The 19,931-nt window shown below is 67.6% G+C and carries 14 protein-coding genes; 7 read left to right on the top strand and 7 right to left on the bottom strand.

All coding sequences use genetic code 11. The annotated features are described in order from the left end of the window. Positions 1-3 precede the first annotated feature (3 nt). From EV191_RS24050 to EV191_RS24020, 7 genes are all read left to right on the top strand, one after another. A complete protein-coding gene (locus EV191_RS24050; RefSeq protein ID WP_132879650.1) occupies positions 4-4,470 on the top strand; it encodes a coiled-coil domain-containing protein in 4,467 nt (1,488 codons plus the stop codon). Between the two features lie 25 nt (positions 4,471-4,495). Continuing rightward, positions 4,496-5,575 carry a hypothetical protein gene (locus tag EV191_RS24045; protein ID WP_132879648.1) on the top strand — a complete coding sequence of 360 codons (1,080 nt, stop codon included), beginning with the start codon at positions 4,496-4,498 and terminating at the stop codon, positions 5,573-5,575. Positions 5,576-5,814: 239 nt separating this feature from the next. Then, entirely contained in the window at positions 5,815-6,822 is a 1,008-nt protein-coding gene (gap, locus tag EV191_RS24040; protein ID WP_132879647.1) for a type I glyceraldehyde-3-phosphate dehydrogenase, read from the top strand. A gap of 2 nt (positions 6,823-6,824) precedes the next feature. Continuing rightward, the gene (locus EV191_RS24035; protein ID WP_132879645.1) at positions 6,825-8,030 is read left to right on the top strand and encodes a phosphoglycerate kinase; all 1,206 of its coding nucleotides are present in this window, start codon (positions 6,825-6,827) and stop codon (positions 8,028-8,030) included. A gap of 3 nt (positions 8,031-8,033) precedes the next feature. Then, entirely contained in the window at positions 8,034-8,819 is a 786-nt protein-coding gene (gene tpiA / locus EV191_RS24030; RefSeq protein WP_132879644.1) for a triose-phosphate isomerase, read from the top strand. 53 nt (positions 8,820-8,872) lie between these two features. Beyond that, positions 8,873-9,109, top strand: coding sequence for a preprotein translocase subunit SecG (gene secG / locus EV191_RS24025; RefSeq protein ID WP_132879642.1), 237 nt, complete (start codon positions 8,873-8,875; stop codon positions 9,107-9,109). A gap of 148 nt (positions 9,110-9,257) precedes the next feature. Next, a complete protein-coding gene (locus tag EV191_RS24020) occupies positions 9,258-9,599 on the top strand; it encodes an RNA polymerase-binding protein RbpA (protein WP_132879641.1) in 342 nt (113 codons plus the stop codon). Positions 9,600-9,626: 27 nt separating this feature from the next. Here the strand turns inward: EV191_RS24020 and EV191_RS24015 are convergent, their stop codons facing one another. From EV191_RS24015 to tkt, 7 genes are all read right to left on the bottom strand, one after another. Further along, positions 9,627-11,051 carry a sensor histidine kinase gene (locus EV191_RS24015; protein ID WP_132879639.1) on the bottom strand — a complete coding sequence of 475 codons (1,425 nt, stop codon included), beginning with the start codon at positions 11,049-11,051 and terminating at the stop codon, positions 9,627-9,629. Between the two features lie 173 nt (positions 11,052-11,224). Then, complete coding sequence (gene pgl, locus EV191_RS24010) at positions 11,225-11,941, bottom strand: 6-phosphogluconolactonase (protein ID WP_207894648.1); 717 nt, start codon at positions 11,939-11,941, stop codon at positions 11,225-11,227. Then, on the bottom strand, positions 11,938-13,071 hold the full coding sequence (gene opcA, locus EV191_RS24005; RefSeq protein ID WP_132879638.1) for a glucose-6-phosphate dehydrogenase assembly protein OpcA: 1,134 nt from the start codon (positions 13,069-13,071) through the stop codon (positions 11,938-11,940). Before opcA ends, pgl begins: the two co-directional genes overlap by 4 nt. Then, a complete protein-coding gene (zwf, locus tag EV191_RS24000) occupies positions 13,068-14,606 on the bottom strand; it encodes a glucose-6-phosphate dehydrogenase (RefSeq protein WP_132879636.1) in 1,539 nt (512 codons plus the stop codon). The genes opcA and zwf overlap by 4 nt, the downstream gene beginning before the upstream one ends. Before the next feature lie 67 nt (positions 14,607-14,673). Continuing rightward, positions 14,674-16,296, bottom strand: coding sequence for a glucose-6-phosphate isomerase (locus EV191_RS23995; protein ID WP_132879635.1), 1,623 nt, complete (start codon positions 16,294-16,296; stop codon positions 14,674-14,676). Between the two features lie 79 nt (positions 16,297-16,375). Beyond that, positions 16,376-17,500 carry a transaldolase gene (gene tal, locus EV191_RS23990; RefSeq protein ID WP_132879633.1) on the bottom strand — a complete coding sequence of 375 codons (1,125 nt, stop codon included), beginning with the start codon at positions 17,498-17,500 and terminating at the stop codon, positions 16,376-16,378. Beyond that, the gene (gene tkt / locus EV191_RS23985) at positions 17,497-19,635 is read right to left on the bottom strand and encodes a transketolase (protein WP_132879631.1); all 2,139 of its coding nucleotides are present in this window, start codon (positions 19,633-19,635) and stop codon (positions 17,497-17,499) included. The genes tal and tkt overlap by 4 nt, the downstream gene beginning before the upstream one ends. Between the last annotated feature and the right edge of the window lie 296 nt (positions 19,636-19,931).

Here is a 19,931-nt window from a genome sequence, read left to right as displayed (position 1 = left end):
CGGATGTACGAGCTCTCGCGGGTCCGCCTCTACGCCGTCGGCCCGTCCGGTGCCAGGTACCAGGATGTGCTGCTGGATCTCAGTGGGGCCGGTCCGTACGTGGCCGCGCCCAGCCAGGACGTGCTCTTCGCGGCCGGTATCCACGAGTCGATGACAAGGGTCCCGCGCCGCCCCGCACCGGCTAGCGTGCTGTTCCTGGAAAACGGCGGCGGGAAGTCCGTGCTGATCAAGCTGATCTTCTCGGTGATGCTGCCCGGTCGCCGGCAGGTGGTGGGTACCACGAACACCCGCGTGCTGGAGAAGTTCGTTGGCGGCAAGGATGTCTCGCACGTCGTGCTCGAATGGCAGCACACCCGAACCGGGCAGCGGCTGATCACCGGGAAGGTCTCCGAATGGCGGGGACACACCGTTTCCAACGACCCGGCGAACCTGATCGACACCTGGTACTGCTTTCGGCCGAGCGGCAACGTCGAGCTCACCGGGCTCCCGTTCGTCGAAGCGCGCCCGCTGACCATGACCAGGTTCCTCGAGCGGTTGGACGAGGCACATCGCGCCGAACCTGAGCTGGAACTGTTCCGGACCCGCCGGCACAGCGAGTGGACCGATCGCTTGGACGCGGTAGGCCTGGACACCGAGCTGTTCCGCTACCAGCGTGCGATGAACGCGGGGGAGGGCGAGGCGGCCGATGCCTTCGCCTTCAACACTGATGAAGCCTTCGTCGAGTTCCTGTTGCGCGCCGTGCTTTCTGATGAGCAGCCCCGCGATCTGGCTGATGTGGTGGCCAGCTACGCGACCAATCTGGCGCAACGCGGTGACCTGATCAACGAACGGGACTTCGTCGCCGGCGCGCTGGAGCTACTCGATCCGCTCGCCGAGGAGGAACGGCTGGCCGTCGCCTCCCGCAAACTAGCCGGCACCGCACGGGACGAGATGAGCGAGTTCGCCGGCTCGGTGGCCGCACGGCATCGCGCGGAACAGGACCGGCTACGTGACCTCGAGGAGCACGTCGAGGAAGCCAGGGTCAGCGAGCGGATGGCCGAGGGTGACCATCGGCGGGTACAGGGTGCGCTCACCGAGCTCAAGCGCATCGTCGCGACGATGCAGCATGAGCAGGCGGTTGCCGGAAGGGACGCGACGGCCGAGGAGCTGACCGAAGCCAGGACGAACGCGCAGGCCTGGCGGGAGACCGAAACGGTGCTTGCGCAGTTGGACGCCGCCAGCAAGGCACACGAGACTCGCGAGCTGGTCAACCAGCGAGAGGAGAAGGCCAAACCCGCGCTTGCGGCGAAGACCGCGGCGGCGGAGAAGTTCGCGCGCAGTTTGCTCGGGCTCGCCACCGATGCGCGCGATCTCGCCGAAGCCGCCGACGGACGGGTGGCCGAGCACCGGGATGCCGCCGAGGCCGCGCAGACCGAACGGGATGCGGCGACCGGAATCGCGGCGAACGAGCGAGCCACGGCTGCGCATTGCACGCGTCAGATCGAGCAGGTGCGAGCCGAACTGTCCGATGCGGTACGCGCGGGCCACCTCACCGATCCGGACGGCGTGCGTAGCACCGCCGAGGAAGCCAGCGCCGAACGCGATGCCCGAACGGCGGAGCTGACGGCCAAGGACGCCGAACTGGCAAGGATCGAGACCAAGCACGGCGAGACGCAGACCGCGCTGTACGAGGCACAGCAACACGCCACCGCCGCGCGAGCCACGCGGGATCAGGCAGCGGACGCGCTCAGCGCCGCGCATCGCCGCGCGGACAGCTTGGCGGCCGAACCTCGCTTGGTTGAACTGCTCGGCACCGAGCAGGTCACGCTGGAGACCGATACTCCGGCGTTGTTGACCAGGCTGCGGGATGCCAGGGCGGAGGCGGAACGGGCGCAGACCGAGTTGCGCATCGAGGAGTCGCGGGACGAGCGGGCGCTCGCCGCGCTCGGCGAGGGCGGTTTGTTGCCGCCGCCGCACGAGGTGCAGCAGGGCGTCGAGGTGCTGGAGAAAGTCGGGATCACCGCTTGGTCCGGCTGGCGCTATCTGTCCACTCTGGATGCCAAACGGCGCGAGGTCGCGCTGCGGGCGTTCCCGCATCTGGTGGACGGCATCGTGCTCAACGACGGAAGCCAGGTGGACCGCGCGGAAAAGGCGCTCGCCGAGGCGAAGCTGTTGCCGGGCGCGCTGCTCGCGGTGGGTACCACGGCAGCGATGCACGACGGTGCCGCCGATACCGCGCCGGGACTTGATTTCCTGGTGCCACCCAACCCGGCGATGTACGACGAGGACGCGGCCGATGCCGAACGCGAGGCCATCGGCGCGCAACAAACCCGCCGGCAGCACCAGCTTCGCGAGCTGAGTGAGCGGATCTCGGCGGATTCCGCACTGGACTGGAAGCTGACCGCCTGGCGAGAGGACTTCCCGCCGGGCAAGGTGGCCGAGCTGGCCGAAGCCGCCGAAACCACGGCGAGCGCCGCCACCGAAGCCGATGACGCCGCCACCAAGATGGCCGCCGAGCTCGAGCGGATCACCACGAGTCGGGACTCGCTGCGCGAGCGGGTGCCGGAGTTGCGCCAGGTGGTGCGTGCCGCTGAGGAGCGAGCCAGGCTGCTCGCGGATCTCGCGGACAAGTCGGCCAAACTCGCCGAGTGGACCACGCAGGCGCAGCAGGCGAACGAGGCCGCCGAGCTCGCCGATGAGCGGGCGAACACCGCGGCCAATGGCGCGACCAGGGCACGCGAGCAGATGGCCGAGGAACAGCGGGCCGCTGATGAGCACCGCCGGACCGCGCACGGCGCGCGCGCCGAACTCGCCGAAGTGCCGGGCGGAGGCTCGGTTTCGCCGGATGAACCGGTGCCGAGCGAACCGGTGGACGCGTTGCGTCGGGCGTTCGTGGCGGCCGCCGAGGCGTACGCGAAGGTCGAAGTGGGCGGTGATCTACGGGCCGAGCTGGAGCAGGCGGAAGCCGCCGAATCCAGGACCAGGGTGGCCGTGGACGGTCTGGACGAGGACGTCCGGGAGTTGGCGGGGAAGCTGCTGGAGACTCCGGATGGTTCGGACAGTGCCGCGCGCGCGGCCGCGCTTGATCGGGCGCGGCGGAAGGTCGCCGCGCTGGAGGAACAGCACACCGAAGCGGTGTCGCTGGTAGCGACAAGGAAGGCCGAACTCGACCAGTTGAGCGGGCAGGCGGGCTCGCTCGGTTCGTATCCGCGGCCACGCGATGTCGAGCACGGGCGGGAGCTGATCGCCGAGGTTGGCGAGGAAGCACACAACGCGGCGCGCAAATGGGACGACGCGCAGCAGGTGCACGCGCGGGCGCAGCGGTCAACCGAAACGGCGAAGAACACCAGCGCTGGCTTCGGGTTTCTGGTCACGTCCATGGGATCGCTGGTGCCAGCCGAAGCCACGGAGCGGGTGTTCGACGGTGACCTCGATGCCGCGCAGGCGAAGCACAGTTCCCTGGATGCCGCGCTGAACACGGCGGTGCGCGCGGTGGAGCAAGCCGAGGCGCGGGTTCGCGCGGCCGCGGACGCGCTGGCGCAGTACGCCACGGACAAGCGGTTCGAGAAGCTCACCAGCCCGGTCCGCCAGCAGGTGATCTCGGTTCGTCGGGATGAACTACCAGGGCATGCGACGGAATGGATCGCCGCGCTGCGGCCGAGGTTGCGCACGCTCACCGATGACCTCGAGCAGATCGACCGGCATCGCACCGGGATCATCACCCGGTTGCAGGGCATGGTGGACGGCGCGCTGCGTACCTTGCGTTCCGCCCAACGACTGTCTCGGCTGCCCGATGGATTGGGGGAGTGGTCCGGCCAGGAGTTCCTGCGTATCCGGTTCAGCGAGCTGGAGGACAACGTCCTCGCGGAACGGCTTGGTGAGGTCGTCGACGAGGCGGCCGCCGGGAAGACCAGTGACGGCAGGGAGGTCAAGCGCGACGGGATCTCGCTGTTGCTGCGCGGTGTGCGGGCGGCCGCCCCGAAGGGTTTCCGGGTGGACATGCTGAAGCCGGATTCCGTGCTGCGCACCGAGCGCCAGCGGGTATCCGAGATTCGCGATGTGTTCTCCGGCGGTCAGCAGCTCACCGCGGCGATCATTCTGTACTGCACGCTCGCCGCGCTGCGGGCGAACGATCGCGGGCGGATGCGCAACCTGCACTCCGGCGTGCTGTTCCTGGACAACCCGATCGGCAGGGCGTCGGCTGGTTATCTGCTCGAGCTACAGCGCGCGGTGGCCGACGCGCTCGGGGTGCAGCTGATCTACACGACGGGGCTGTTCGACGCCGGCGCGCTGGCGGAGTTCCCGCTGATCGTGCGGCTGCGCAACGATGCGGATCTGCGCGCTGGCCGTAAGTACCTCTCGGTGGATGAGTTGATCCGTAACCAGTTGCCCGATGAACACGGTCGTCCGGAGCTGTCCGCGAGCCGGATCTTCGAGCGCCAGCGGGACGAGGACGACGAGACCACGGCGGTGCCCGCCGAGGCGCCATGACCACCAGACAACGGGAGCGCGTGCGATGACTGAGGGCGAACGCTACGCGCAGGCACTGCACGAGCAGCTGCGCGGCCGGCGGAACAAGCGGTTTTACCTGAACCCAGGCGGGAAGGGGACCGCCCCCACGCTATGGAGCCTGTTCAACGAGGTCGCGCCCGAGAAGTTGGATGCGCCGGATCGCGCGGCGATTCTTGCTGTGGCGCTGACCTGTCTCGCCGAGCAGGGCTCGCTGACCTGGAGTCGGGAACGGGACGGGATCAACCGGGATCTGCCGCTACACGTGACGTTGGTCCAGGTACGCCAACCGAAGCCGGAGCCGAAGAAGGAGGTGTGGCATCCGAAGCTGAACTGGGTAGATCGCGAGTGGGCAAGCTTGACCGAACGGCAACGCGAGCTGATCCGGTGCGTCAATTCATGGTTGCGGCGCAATCCCGACGCCGAGGTGGAACCGTTACGCGAGCGGGCATTGCAGATCTTCGGCGAACAATTGGACCGGGCCGAGCTGGAGAAGGAACTCGACGGCCCACGGGACTCCGGCTTGTTCGCGCGTGGACTAACCCTAGATGTGCTGTGCGCCGAGGTCGTTGTCCCGCCACTACAACACGAGCGGATCGGTCCTGGTGAGCTTCTGCTCGTCGTGGAAAACGCCACCACCTGGTCGTCGCTCAAAGCCGTGCTGTCTCGCGATCCTGGCCGCGTCGGCGTGCTTGCCTGGGGCGCCGGCGAGGCCTTCACCGCTTCAGTACGCGCGATTGGCCAGATGTCCGGGATCAACGAGGTGCGTTACTTCGGTGACCTCGACAGATCCGGGCTATGGACGCCCGCCTACGCGTCCAGGGTGGCCGGCGCCGAGGGCATTCCCGAGATCCGTCCAGCTACCGAGTTGATCGACGCGTTGTTGCGCCGGGGGATACGTGGCAAAGCCAAGGGGCAACACAAGAGGACGAACGAGCAAGCCACGGAAAGTATTGACGCTCTCGTTCAATGGCTAGACCCGCAACATCAGGGTCCGGTGAGGGAGATCCTTCGGGAAGCTCGGCGGCTACCCCAGGAGTGGCTGTCCAGGAGCTACCTGGGGAGCACCAACGAGTGGCGGCCATAAGCCGGGTTCGCAACGCCAGGTCGGGTAGGGGCACTCGCCGTGACCGCAAGAACGCGGTTACGCACAGTCATCGCAAGATGCTTAAAGAGCGCGAGTCGGTGGGTGTCGACACCCGGCCCTATCCGGTCCGTCTACACGGAGCGATAGGGTGGAATCGGTTCAGTCAGACCGTGCCAACCCCCGTGGGACCCAACCGGTAGCCCGGACGGCCCCGGGGTCGAGTCACCAGGAGAACAACCGTGACGGTTCGCGTAGGCGTCAACGGCTTCGGCCGCATCGGACGTAACTTCTTCCGTGCCGCCCAGGCCAGCAACCAGGACATCGAGATCGTGGCCTTCAACGACCTCGGTGACGTCGCCACCATGGCGCATCTGCTGAAGTACGACAGCGTGCTCGGCAGGGTCTCCGAGGAAGTCAAGGCGACCGACGAGGGTATCCAGGTCGGCGGGAAGACGATCAAGGCGTTGGCCGAGAAGGACCCGGGCAAGCTGCCATGGGCTGACCTCGGTGTGGACGTGGTCGTCGAATCCACTGGCTTCTTCACCAACGCCGCTGACGCCCGCAAGCACGTTGACGAGGGCGGCGCCAAGAAGGTGATCGTCTCCGCGCCTGCCAAGGGCGAGGACCTGACCGTGGTGCTCGGAGTGAACGACTCCGCCTATGACGGTTCGCAGACGGTGATCTCGAACGCCTCCTGCACCACCAACTGCCTGGGCCCGATGGCCAAGGTGCTGCACGACGAGTTCGGCATCGAGCAGGGCCTGATGACCACCATCCACGCCTACACCGCCGACCAGAACCTGCAGGACGGCCCGCACAAGGACCTGCGCCGCGCCCGTGCCGCCGCACTGAACATCGTGCCTACCTCGACCGGCGCGGCGAAGGCCATCGGCCTGGTGCTGCCGGAACTGAACGGCAAACTGGACGGCTACGCGCTGCGCGTTCCGGTGCCGACCGGTTCGACCACCGACTTGACCGCGACCGTCTCCACCTCGACCAGCGCCGAGGCCGTGAACGCCGCGATGAAGGCGGCCGCCGAAGGGCCGCTGAAGGGCGTGCTGCGCTACAGCGAGGAGCCCATCGTCTCCTCGGACATCGTCACCGACCCGGCGTCCTGCATCTACGACGCGCCGCTGACCAAGGTCATCGGTAACCAGGTGAAGATCGTCGGTTGGTACGACAACGAGTGGGGCTACTCGAACCGGCTCGTCGACTTGACCGCGCTCGTCGGCACCAAGCTGAGCTGAGCATGCCGGCTACCCTCGACGACCTGCTGACCAGCGGTGTCTCAGGTCGGCGCGTCCTGGTGCGCGCCGACCTGAACGTCCCGCTGGATGAGCAGAACCGGATCACCGACGACGGTCGAGTACGTGCCTCGGTGCCCACCATCAAGCGGCTCGCGGGCGCGGGGGCGCGCGTGGTGGTCGCCGCGCATCTCGGTCGTCCCCAAGGCGAGCCGGACACGAAGTTCTCCCTCGCCCCGGTTGCGCGCCGACTGGGCGAGCTGCTCGGCGCCGAGGTGGCGCTAGCCGGGGATGTCGCCGGTGAACAGGCTCGAGCCACCGTGAATGACCTGCCGGACGGCGGCGTCGCACTACTCGAGAACGTGCGCTTCGACGCTCGCGAGACCAGCAAGGACGAGACCGAGCGCGCGGAGCTGGCCGGCGAGCTGGCCGCGCTAGCCGAGGGCGGCGCCTTCGTCTCGGACGGCTTTGGCGTGGTGCACCGCAAGCAGGCCTCGGTCTATGACGTGGCGAAGCTGCTGCCGCACTACGCGGGCGGGCTGGTACTCGCCGAGCTGGACGTGCTGCGCACGCTGACCGGCAATCCGGAACGCCCGTACGTGGTGGTGCTCGGCGGTTCCAAGGTCTCGGACAAGCTTGCCGTGATCGAGGCACTGCTGCCCAGCGTGGACACCCTGCTGATCGGTGGCGGGATGATGTTCACCTTCCTCGCCGCACAGGGGCACAGCGTGGGTGCTTCGCTGCTCGAGCAGGATTTCGTGGCCACCGCTCGCCGATTGCTCGACGAGCACCCCGACAAGATCGTGGTGCCGGTCGATGTGGTGGTCGCGGACAAGTTCGCCGCCGATGCCAGCACCGACACGGTTTCGGTCGGCGCGATTCCCGAAGGCTGGATGGGCCTGGACATCGGCCCGCGCACTACCGAAGCCTTCGCCGCCAAGGTCGCCGCGGCGAAGACGGTGTTCTGGAACGGCCCCGCCGGGGTGTTCGAGCTGGCACCGTTCGCCGAGGGAACCCGTGGCGTCGCGCAGGCGATCGCGGATGGTGCGGCGTTCAGCGTCGTAGGTGGTGGTGACTCGGCGGCGGCAGTCCGCACGCTGGGCCTACCTGAGGAGAAGTTCTCGCATATCTCCACCGGTGGTGGCGCCTCGCTCGAGTTCCTGGAAGGCAAGGAACTGCCCGGGGTGACGGTCCTTGAGGAGGGCGCGTAAATCATGGCCAAGCTGCCGCTGATCGCCGGCAACTGGAAGATGAACCTGAACCACCTCGAGGCGATCGCGCTGGCGCAGAAGATCGCGTTCTCCTTGCCGGAAAAGTACTTCAGCAAGGTCGAGGTGGCGGTGCTGCCGCCGTTCACCGATATCCGCAGCGTGCAGACGCTGGTGGAGGGCGACAAGCTGCTCTTTAGCTACGGCGCGCAGGACATTTCCCCGCATGACTCCGGCGCCTACACCGGGGATGTCTCCGGTTCGATGCTGGCCAAACTCGGCTGCACCTACGTGACGGTCGGGCATTCGGAGCGGCGCGAGCACCACGGCGAGGACGACGAAACCGTCAACCGCAAGGTACGGGCGGCGCTCAAACACGGTCTCAAGCCGATCCTGTGTGTGGGAGAGGCGCAGGACCTGCGGGAGGCCGGCGAGCATGTCGAGCACTGCAACGCGCAGCTGATCGCCGGGCTGAAGGGCCTGAAGACCGAGCAGGTACGCGACGTGGTCGTGGCCTACGAGCCGATCTGGGCGATCGGTACCGGCAAGGTCGCCACGTCCGCCGACGCGCAGCAGGTCTGCGGCGCGCTACGGAGTCAGCTCGCGGAGAAATACGGGCAGGAGATCGCGGACGAAGCACGCGTGCTCTATGGCGGCTCGGTGAAGTCCGCGAACATTTCCGAACTGGTCGGCCAACCGGATATCGACGGCGCGTTGGTCGGCGGGGCGAGTCTGCAAGCCGACGAGTTCACCAAACTCTGCGCGCTCGCTGCTGGCGGCCCGTTGCCCTGAGTGTCCGGCTGACCCGCTATCCTGTGGGTCGCCGTCGTCGTAGCGAGGAAGCGATGCAAACAGTACTGAACATCATGCTCATCGTCACGAGCCTGCTCCTGATTCTCCTCGTCCTGCTGCACCGCGGCCGGGGCGGCGGGCTCTCTTCGCTGTTCGGTGGCGGTATGCAGTCCAGTCTGGCCGGCTCCAGCGTCGCCGAGAAGAACCTGGACCGGCTGACGGTTCTGGTCGGTTCGATCTGGGTGATCACCATTGTGGGACTCGGTCTCATGATGAAGATGAACGTGTAGCCGAACGCGGCTCGCTGCACACGCAACCACTGGTACTACTGCCACTGGTTGCACTGCCTCTGGTTCTGCCCCCTTCTGGGGGTGCATCCGGCAGGTGAACATCAAAAAGCACTACCGAGAAAACGATGTTGGTGGGGTGTGAAAATTGATGTCTGGCGGTAATGCGATTCGAGGCACCCGGGTGGGTGCGGGGCCGATGGGCGAGTCGGAGCGCGGCGAATCCGCGCCCCGACGCCGGGTGTCCTACTGGTGCGCGAATGGGCATGAGTCCCGACCATCCTTCGCCGCGGAAGCGGAGCTGCCCGAGTCCTGGGACTGCCCACGGTGCGGGCTGCCAGCTGGGCAAGATCAAGAGAAGCCGCCGGCGGTGCCGCGCACCGAGCCGTACAAATCGCACCTCGCCTATGTGAAGGAACGGCGCAGCGAGTCGGACGGCGAAGCGATCCTCACCGAGGCACTGGAGAAGCTACGCGCTCGTCGCGAACTCTGAGCCAGCCGCTGCTGGCCCCGCTGGTGATCAGTCCGCCGCGGCGGTGCTGAGGGGTTCGGTCGTGGTACCAGCCCCGGCGTCGGTGCTTTCGCGCACGGCTAGATCGGCAGGGCTGGACGGCTCACTGGGATTGGGTCCCAACGGGTAACTGGCGTGCAGTTCGAAGCCACCGCTGGTCAACGTGGCGGCGGCGAAGCTACCGCCCAGTTGCTCGGCGCGTTCCGCGAGCCCGGCTAATCCGTACCCACCGGATGGCAGGTTCGCCGACGGCGCTTCGCTCGCCGCGGTGTTGCGCACATGGACATGGAGCTGATCGTCCGAATGATAAACCCGGACGGTCGCGGCGGCACCAGGGGCATGCTTGCAGACGTTCGTCAAAGCTTCCTGCACCGTGCGGTAGGCGGCGCTGGAAACCTCGGCGGGCAGCTGTTCCGGAAGCTCGCTGGCCAGCAATGCCGCGTCAACCTCGGATTCGTTGATCAGCCGTGCCAAACCGGACAGGTCGTGCTGGCAGCCATCGCCAGCCTGCTGGGTCGCGCTGCTGCGGAGCAGGCCGACCATTTCCCGCAGTTCGCCGAGCGTGCGCAGGCTCAGCTGCCGGATGGTGTCCGCGCTCTGCGCGGTGGACTCGTCGTCCGCGGCCACCTTCAACGCGCCGGCCTGCATCGCGATCAACGTGACCTGATGGGACACCCCGTCATGCATATCCCTGGCCAGCCGAGTGCGTTCCTGTTCCCGCACCGCGATCGCGTGCAACTGTCGTTCCCGCTCCCTGCTCTGGGTGAGTTCGGTGTACCGGGCAGCCAACTCTTCCCGCGCGGCGGCGAGCAGGCCGAGGGCAACCGGAAGACCGGCCACGATCGCGCTCCAGATCGCGTCCAGGGCGTGCGAGCGCCAGCTGTCCTCAAAGAAGAGTTCCGGTGGCCAGGTGACGAACCGGCAGGCCGCGACCAGCAGCGCGCCCACGATCGTCTGCCAGGCCAGCTGCTTGCGCCTGGCCAGCGTCCACAACGCGACCATCGCGGCCAGCTGCGCCCAGCCGACGAAGAACCCGGGAACAGTGATCAGCAGCGTGATGAACGGGAACCTGCGCCGGGCGAACAGCGCCAGGCAGGAGATGGCGGAGAGCACGATCGAATGCGGCAGGGAGGGGTCATCCTGCGCAAGAGCTTGGATATTCCAGCCGAGTGCGATCTCGTCGTCCATGGCCAGCCAGACGTCCAGGGCGGCGAGGACAACGATGCACAGCTCAACAGGAAAACCACGTAGCCAGGAGCCGCGTCGCGTGCCGGTGGAAGGTACGGCGTCGGGGCCGCCAGCATTGGCCACCGCCGGCGCGGCCCCGTCCGTACCGGACCGTGCCCCGGGCCGAGCAGCGGAGTCCTGCCTGGTGGCGGCCCGCTTCCTGGTGCCGAGACGGAACCAGGCAAGCCTGAACTCCGGGGTGGTCATCTGACCTCCAAGGTCGCAGCTCGCGAACACGCCGAAACGCGACGGTCACCTTAAGAGAAGTCATTGTGGCCGAAACGTGACGCGACCACGAGAACAAATGTGCATTCGCACATACCGGAGTCGAATATCAGGGACCGAGCAACCGATCCGGTCAAGGAGGTACGAACCCGGGATCAGCCGCCAGCCGCGGCGCGATCGAGGAACCACAGGGTGCGCTGTTGCCCCCGTGCACCCGCAGCCGGTAATTCCTCGGCCGGTACGCCGGCCAGCCCGTCCCGCACCGCCGCGGCCTTGCCCGCACCGGCGGTGACCAGCCAGACCTCACTGGCCCGGTGAATCGCCGGCAGCGTGAGCGACAGGCGAAGGGACGGTGGCTTAGGGCTGTCGCGCACCGCAACTACCAGCTCGCCGCTGGCACGAACCGCAGCCGTATGGGGGAACAGCGAGGCTATATGGCCCTCCTCGCCGACGCCGAGCAGACAGACGTCGAATCGCTCGGGGAGCAGCGCGGCGTAGTCGGCAGCGGCCGACTCCTGATCAGCTCCGAACGGGCCATCCGCGGCCGCCATCGGGTGCACCCGAGCCGGATCGATCTCGATATGGTCGAGCAGGGCGTTTCTTGCCTGCGTCTCGTTGCGTTCCGGATCACCCGCGTCGAGGAATCGCTCATCGCCCCAGTAGAAGTCGACCTTCGACCAGTTCACGGCATCGCGCGCGGGGCTGCGCCTTACCTGGTCGAGCAGGCCGATCCCAGTGCCGCCGCCGGTGAGCACCAGCTGCGCGCTGCCGTGGCGTAGCTGCGCGTCCACCAGGGTGGTGATCAACCGCGCGGCGGCCGCTGCGGTCAGCAGCTCCGTTGTCTCGTGCGAGATCGCATACCGCTCGGTCACGGTGCCTGGCCCTGTTCGGCACCGGCGCGGACGCCAGTAGCGGGCTTTGCGGCCCTACCCGATGTCGGTGCTTTAGCTGCCTTACCCGACTTCGCGGTCTTGGCTGGCTTGGCCGACTTGGCCGGTTTCGCTGAACCCGCGGACGTGGCTGAACTCGCTGGTCTTGCTGCCTTGGCCGGTTTCGTTGTCTGCCGTGTCCTTGTCGCGGTTGCCCGGCTACGGGTGATCTTGTCCAGCGCGCGCAACGTGGTCGCGTACACCTCGTCCGCGTCCAGTCGCCGTAGCTCCTCGACCAGGCAGTCCCTTCGAGACCGGCGTTGCAGCGCGACCTTGCGGTCGGGTTGTCCAGCCTGTGTCAGCGTGCCGACCTTGCCGTCCGGGCGATGCAGTTCGATCATGCCGGACTTGCGCTCCAACTGGACCGTGACGATGCCTTCCAAACTGGTGCGCTTGCGCTGCACGGGCACCCGGAGGCAGTGCGACAGCCAACTGGCCAGCAGATCGGTGGACGGTGAATCACCCTCACCGACGACCGTCGCGCCGGTCACCTTCTCGTGCGGCGGCAGATCCAGCGCCGCGGCGAGTACCGCGCGCCAGTTGGTGAGCCGTGTCCACGCGAGGTCCGTATCGCCCCCGGTGTAGTTGTCCCTTCTGGTCTGCAGCGCCTTGATCGGGTTGCGCTCGGCGGCCGCATCGGTGATCCGCCGCTGCGCGAGCCGTCCGATCGGATCCTTGGCTGGGCTCGCCGGGGCGGTATACGGCCACCAGGCGACCACCGGCGTATCCGGCAGCAGCAGGGGCATCACACAGCCGGCGCCTTCGGCGGCCAGCGGGCCGTACAGCCGCAGCACGATCACCTCGCTGGCACCCGCGTCACCGCCGACCCTGATCTGCGCGTCCAGCCGCGCGGCGGCCTTGCGGGTACCGCGAGCCACCACGATGACCCGGCATGGGTGTTCCCGGCTCGCGTCGTTCGCGGCATCGACCGCTTCCTCGGCCTCCGCGCCATCATCGGTGACGATCACCAGGGTCAGCACCCGGCCAAGGGTGACCGCACCGCCCTGTTCCCTGATCTCCACCAGTTTGTTGTTCACCTGCGAGGTCGTGGTCGCCGGCAGGTCGATGATCATGGACGCCTCCAGTGCCGACCGGTGCTGGCCAGCATCGCGTTGGCCGATTCCGGCCCCCAGGTACCCGCCTGATAGGTCTGTGGCTTGCCGTTCTGCGCCCAGTACCGCACCACCGGATCGAGGATTTCCCAGGACAGCTCCACTTCCTGGTTCACGGGGAACAGCGAAGGTTCACCGAGGAGCACGTCCAGGATCAGCCGCTCATAGGCTTCCGGGGAGGACTCGGTGAACGAGTGGCCATAGCCGAAGTCCATCGTCACGTCACGGACTTCCATGGTGCTGCCCGGCACCTTCGAGCCGAATCGCATGGTGACGCCTTCGTCCGGCTGCACGCGCATCACGAAGGCGTTCTGGCCAAGCTCTTCCGTCGCGGTGTCGTCAAAGGGCAGGTGCGGCGCGCGTTTGAACACCACGGCGATCTCGGTGACCCTGCGGCCTAACCGCTTTCCGGTGCGCAGGTAGAACGGCACCCCGGCCCAGCGCCGGGTGTTCACCTCCAGCTCGATCGCGGCGAAGGTCTCGGTACTCGAGGTTTTCGAGAACCCGCCTTCCTCGAGTAGTCCGGGTACCTTCTGGCCGCCCTGCCAGCCGCCGGTGTACTGCCCCCGCGAGGTCGTCTCGGCGAACGGTGTCGCCGGTTTCGTCGCGGAAAGCACCTTCACCTTCTCCGCGCGCAGATCTGCGGGGTTGAACGAGACTGGTTCCTCCATCGCGGTCAGCGCCATCAGCTGGAGTAGATGGTTCTGGATGACGTCGCGGGCGGCGCCGATGCCATCGTAGTAACCGGCGCGGCCACCGAGACCGATGTCCTCGGCCATGGTGATCTGTACATGGTCCACGTAGTTCGCGTTCCAGAGCGGTTCGAAGAGCTGGTTCGCGAACCGCAGCGCCAGGATGTTCTGAACCGTCTCCTTGCCGAGGTAGTGATCGATGCGGAACACCTGGTCTTCGCCGAAGACCTCGTTGACCACGGCGTTGAGCTTGCGGGCGCTGTCCAGATCGTGGCCGAACGGCTTTTCGATCACCACCCTGCGCCACTGTTCCGGGGCGTGCTCGGCGAGCTTGCAGCGGGCAAGCTGGCGGCACACCAACGGAAACGCGCTTGGCGGCACGGAAAGGTAGAACGCGTGGTTTCCGCCGGTACCTCGTTCGAGATCCAGCTCGTGGACCGTGGCCGCGAGCCGATCGAAGGCATCGTCGTCGTCAAAACTGCCTTGGACGAACCGGATCCCCTCCGCGAGCTGGTCCCAGACTTCCTGCCGGAACGGCGTCCTGGCGTATTTCTTGACCGCCTCGTAGACGACTTCGCCGAAGTCCTGGTTCTCCCAGTCTCGCCTGGCGAACCCGGTCAGGGCGAACCCAGGCGGTAGGAGCCCGCGGTTGGCCAGATCGTAGATCGCGGGCATCAGCTTCTTGCGGGAAAGATCCCCGGTGACGCCAAAGATCACCAGGCTGCACGGCCCGGCGATCCGGGGAAGCCGCTTGTCTCGCTCGTTCCGCAGGGGATTGCGCCAGGTCTTGCTGGCTGGGGTCACGCCCTCTCCTCGTTCCTGGTCGTGATCGAATGGCGCCCATCGCGAGATGGGTGGTCAGTGCGCCAGCTCAATGTGGCAGCTCCTGCACGGCCCGCATCAGTTGGGCCAATCCGGCAAGGCGGTCAGTGAGATGGACCCGGACCAGCGGCCGGCCCCGCTCGATCAACACATGGCCATCGCCGAGTGCCTGCGCGAGCTGCAGCGAGCCCAGGGTGTACGGCCGGCCGGGTACTTGCGCGTCCTCGTCGTGTCCGCCGGTGATCTGCAGGAACACGCCGTTCTGTGCGCCGCCCTTGTGGTACTGGCCGGTGGAGTGCAGGAAACGGGGTCCCCAACCGAACGTGGTTTGCAGCCCGGTGTTTCTGGCCAGCTCACCCCGCAGCAGTTCCGCCGAGGCGTCGTCGATGCGGTTCAGGTAGGCGTGGATGGACAGGTAGCCGTCGTGTGGCGCGGCGGCCACCAGCGTGCGCAGCGCCTCGGTGAGGGTTCCGGCCCCCGCGGTGAGCACCCCAGGCGCCGCGTAGACCTCCACCTCGCCGTCTACCGTGGACGGTCGAGCCGAACCGGTGTCCGTTTCCGGGTTGTCCAGAAGTGCCCGTGCGGCCTTCTTGGCCGCTTCCACATCGGGCTGGTTGAACGGATCGATGCCGAGCAACCTGCCGACGGCCGCGGTGGCGTACTCCCACAGCAGGAACTGGGCGCCAAGCGGGCCGGTCACGCTGATCGCGGTCTCATCGGTCGCCGGACCGATCGACACCCGGGTCGCGTCCGGGCCCGCGTCGGCGAAGCCGGCCGCCTGCGGCCCTTCCACGACGACCGGGAGCAGACCGGTGCCTTCCTTGCCGGTGGACTCGGCGATGAGCTGTTCGGCCCAGTCACCGAATCCGGTGATGCCCGATCCGGTATCCGCGAGCACCAGTTTCTCCGCACCGCTGGCGTGCGCGGCGCCCCAGGCCGCCGCTAGCCGCAGCGCCGGGTTGCGCGGCTTGTCCGTGGCCAGCACGGTCGCCGCCTCGGATGCCTGATCGAGCAGTTCGCCAATATCCACGCCAGCGAGCCCGGCCGGCACCAGGCCGAAGGCGCTCAGCGCCGAATAGCGTCCACCCACGTTCGGATCGGCGGTGTACACCCGGCGATAGCCGGCTTCCGTGGCTTTGACCTCCAACGGTGAGCCGGGGTCGGTGACCACCACGATGCGGCTGGCGGCATCCACACCGGCCGCGCGGAACGCCGCTTCGAAGATCCGCCGATGGCTGTCGGTTTCCACCGTGGTGCCGGACTTCGAGGAGACCACGAGCACCGTTCGCTCCAGATCACCCGCCAGCGCGTCGGCTACCTGCGCGGGGTCCGTGGTGTCCAGCACGGTCAATGCCTTGCCGGCCGTGCGGGCGAGCACCTCGGGGGCGAGCGAGGAGCCGCCCATGCCCGCCAGCACGACCCGATCAACGCCCTCGGCTCGCAGTTCGGCGGCCAACGCCGCGACGTCGGCGACCAACGCGCGAGAGGTGCGCGGCAAGGCCGTCCACGCCAGCCGGATCGCCGCTTCGGCCTCGGCGTCCGGACCCCACAGCGTCGGGTCCTGCTCGCTGATCCGGGAGGCGAGTCGTTCCTCCACCAGCCGGTCGGCCAGTGTTGCCGCCTTGTCCGCCAGATCCGGATCGATGATCTCGACGGCGAGCGAACTAGTCATCGGTTTCTCTCCTTGGGATCCGCGCTGCCGAGCTGCCGGACCGCGTGCGCTGACCGCGTCGAACGTGGCTGGCAGCGGCTCACCGCTGGGACTCGGCCAGCTGCTCCCGCACCGTGGTTTGCAGTTCCGCCCAGGACTTCTCGAACTTCTGAACGCCTTCGTCCTCGAGCACGCGGAACACGTCGGCAACGTCGATGCCGGCCTGGCGCAGCGTAGCGAAGACCTTTTCGGCGGCATCGGCCGTACCGGTGACCTTGTCGCCGTTGATCGAGCCGTGCTCGGCCGTGGCGTAGAGGGTCTTCTCCGGCATGGTGTTGACCGTGCCGGCGACGACCAGGTCCTCGACGTACAGGGTGTCCCGGTAGTTCGGGTCCTTCATGCCCGTGGACGCCCACAGTGGACGCTGCGGCCGAGCGCCGGCCGTGGCAAGCTCCTGCCAGCGGTCACTCGTGAAGACCTCTTGGTACGCGGCGTATGCGAGTCGGGCGTTCGCGATCGCTGCGGCACCACGTGCCGAACGCGCCGATTCCGCCGCCGCGCCGTCCAGCGCGTCGATCCGCTTGTCCACCTCGGTGTCCACCCTGGACACGAAGAACGAGGCGACCGAATGGATCTGGGTGACATCGTGACCGCGCTGCTTGGCCTGCTCGAGTCCGCTGACGAACGCGTCCATCACCTCGCGGTAGCGCTCGGTGGAGAAGATCAGCGTGACGTTCACACTGACGCCCTCCGCGAGCGTCCTGGTGATGGCTGGCAGTCCCGCCTTGGTGGCCGGAATCTTCACCAGAAGATTCGGCCGGTCCACGGTCTTCCAGAGATCAAGCGCCTCGGCGGCGGTCGCCTCGCTGTCGTGCGCCAGGCCAGGATCGACCTCGATCGATACCCTGCCGTCGATGCCGTCGGTCGCGTGGTAGATGTCGCGGAACAGATCGCAGGCGTTGCGCACGTCCGTTGTGGTCAGTTCCTTGACCGCGGCGTCCACCGACGCGCCCCGCGCGGCGAGTTCCCGGACCTGATCGTCATAGGCCCGGCCACCCGCAAGCGCGCCGGCGAAGATGGTCGGGTTCGTCGTGACGCCGGTGACGTGGTAGTCGCGGATCAGCTCGGCCAGGTTGCCGGAGTTGATCCGGTCCCTGGACAGATCGTCCAGCCAGATTGATACGCCGGCCTCGCTGAGGCTGGCGAGCGGGTTGTTCGTGGTCACTTGGATCCCTCCACAGTGAACTTCTCGGCCAACGTCGTCAGGCTGCGGTTCGCGGCGTCCACGACAGCCTCCGCGGTGATGCCGAACTCCCGGAACAGCGTCTGGTAATCGGCTGAGGCGCCGAAGTGCTCCAGTGAGACGGTCTCGCCAGCATCCCCAACGAAGCGATGCCAGGACTGCGCGATCCCCGCTTCCACCGCGACTCGGGCGCGCACCGCGGACGGCAGCACGCTCTCCCGGTAGTCGGCGTCCTGCGCGTCGAACCACTCGACACACGGCATGGACACCACACGAGTGGGAACTCCTTGCGCCTCCAGGGTATTCCTGGCTTCCACGGCGAGCTGCACCTCGGAGCCGGTGCCGATCAGCAGCACCTTGGGCGCGCCGTCGCTGGCTTCGGCGAGCACGTAACCTCCGCGAGCCACGCCGTTGCCCGCCCGTTCCCTGGTGCCTTCCAGGACCGGCACGTTCTGCCGGGTGAGCGCGAGTCCGGACGGCGCGCTGACATCGTCCAGAACGGCCTTCCACGCGGCCGCCGTCTCGTTGGCATCCGCCGGCCGGACGACGTTGAGCCCCGGAATCGCGCGCAGCGCGGACAGCTGCTCGATGGGCTGGTGGGTTGGCCCGTCCTCGCCGAGGCCAATGGAATCGTGCGTCCACACGTAGGTGACCGGCAGTCGCATCAGCGCCGCCAGCCGGACGGCCGGCCGCATGTAGTCACTGAAGATCAGGAAGGTGCCGCCGTACGGGCGGGTGCCGCCGTGCAGGGCGATCCCGTTCAGGATCGAGCCCATCGCGTGCTCGCGTACACCGAAATGCAGAGTGCGGCCGTAGGGGTTGGCCTGCCACATATCGGTGGACGCTTCGGTTGGCCCGAACGAATCGGCGCCCTTGATCGTGGTGTTGTTGCTCTCCGCGAGGTCGGCCGAGCCACCCCACAGCTCGGGAAGTACCGGGCCGAGTTCGGCGAGTACCGCACCGGAGGCCTTGCGGGTGGCTACGCCCTTCGGGTCGGGGTCCCAGCTGGGCAGCGCCGCCGCCCAGCCAGCGGGGAGTTCCCGGTTGGCCAGCCGGTCGGCGAGCGCCTTGCGCTCCGGGTTGGCCGTCGCCCACGCGTCGTAGCGCTGCTGCCAATCCTTGTGTGCCTGTGCGCCGCGTTCGACGACCTGCCGCGCATGGCCGATCACCTCGTCGGTGACCTCGAAGTTCTGCTCGGGGTCGAAGCCGAGGATCTTCTTCGTCTCGGCGACCTCGTCCGCGCCGAGCGCGGCGCCGTGGGCCTTACCGGTGTTCTGCTTGGTCGGCGCGGGGTAGCCGATCACCGTACGCAGGACGACAAGGGTGGGGCGTTCGGTGTCCGCCTTGGCGGCGCGCAGCGCCTCCTCGATGGCGACGACATCCTCGCCGCCGTCCACGACGAGCACCTGCCAGCCATAGGCCTCATAGCGCTTCGCGGTGTCCTCGCTGAGCGCGATGTTGGTGTCGTCCTCGATGGAGATCTTGTTGTCGTCATAGATCACCACCAGATTGCCGAGCTGCTGGCGGCCGGCGATGGACGAGGCCTCCGAGGTAACGCCCTCGGCGATATCGCCGTCCGAGGCGATCACGTAGATGTGGTGATCGAAAACGCTGGCTCCTGGCGCGGCGTCCGGGTCGAGCAGACCACGCTCCCTGCGGGCCGCCATGGCCATCCCGACGGCGTTGGCCAGCCCCTGGCCAAGCGGACCGGTGGTGGTCTCCACTCCGGTGGTGTGCCCGAACTCGGGGTGCCCCGGCGTCTTCGAGTCCCAGGTACGCAGCGCGCGCAGATCGTCGAGCTGCAGGCCGTAGCCGGAAAGGTACAGCTGGATGTACAGGGTCAGGCTGCTGTGCCCGGCGGAAAGGACAAATCGATCCCGTGCGCACCAGTTGGCGTCGTTGGGGTCGTGGCGCATCACTCGCTGGAAGAGCAGATAGGCGAGTGGCGCGAGGCTCATCGCGGTGCCTGGGTGCCCGCTGCCACACCGCTCAACCGCGTCCGCGGCCAGGATCCGGGCGGTGTCCACCGCGCGGGTGTCCAGCTCGGTCCAGTCCTCGGGCAGGTTCCGGGTGGTCAGGCGGGTCAGGTCCTCGGTTGCGGTCTGGGTGACGGACACGGACTCGATGCTCCCACTCTCGCGTAATGCGGGCCGGACGGCGTTTACACATCCGAGTGAACTCGGTGCCTCAACGGGATCGATTCATCCCGACCCACGGACTCCCACTACGACGCCAGCCTAGCTGCTGCGATATTCGATCCGTCGGCGCCCGTGGCATCCCGGCGCGGGCGCCGGGATTGCTGGCCGGAGGGGCCGGACCGGATGCCCGGATGGGGCGTACCCGGCGCCGGTACTCGCAGAGCACGCGGCTAGCATGCGGGTTGGCTTCCACAAGTAGGTGATCATGGATGGGA

This window comes from Tamaricihabitans halophyticus (assembly GCF_004340875.1).
Classification (GTDB): Bacteria; Actinomycetota; Actinomycetes; order Mycobacteriales; family Pseudonocardiaceae; genus Tamaricihabitans; species Tamaricihabitans halophyticus.
Note: the sequence above shows the minus strand (reverse complement) of the source record. Positions and strands in the feature narration are given on the sequence as shown.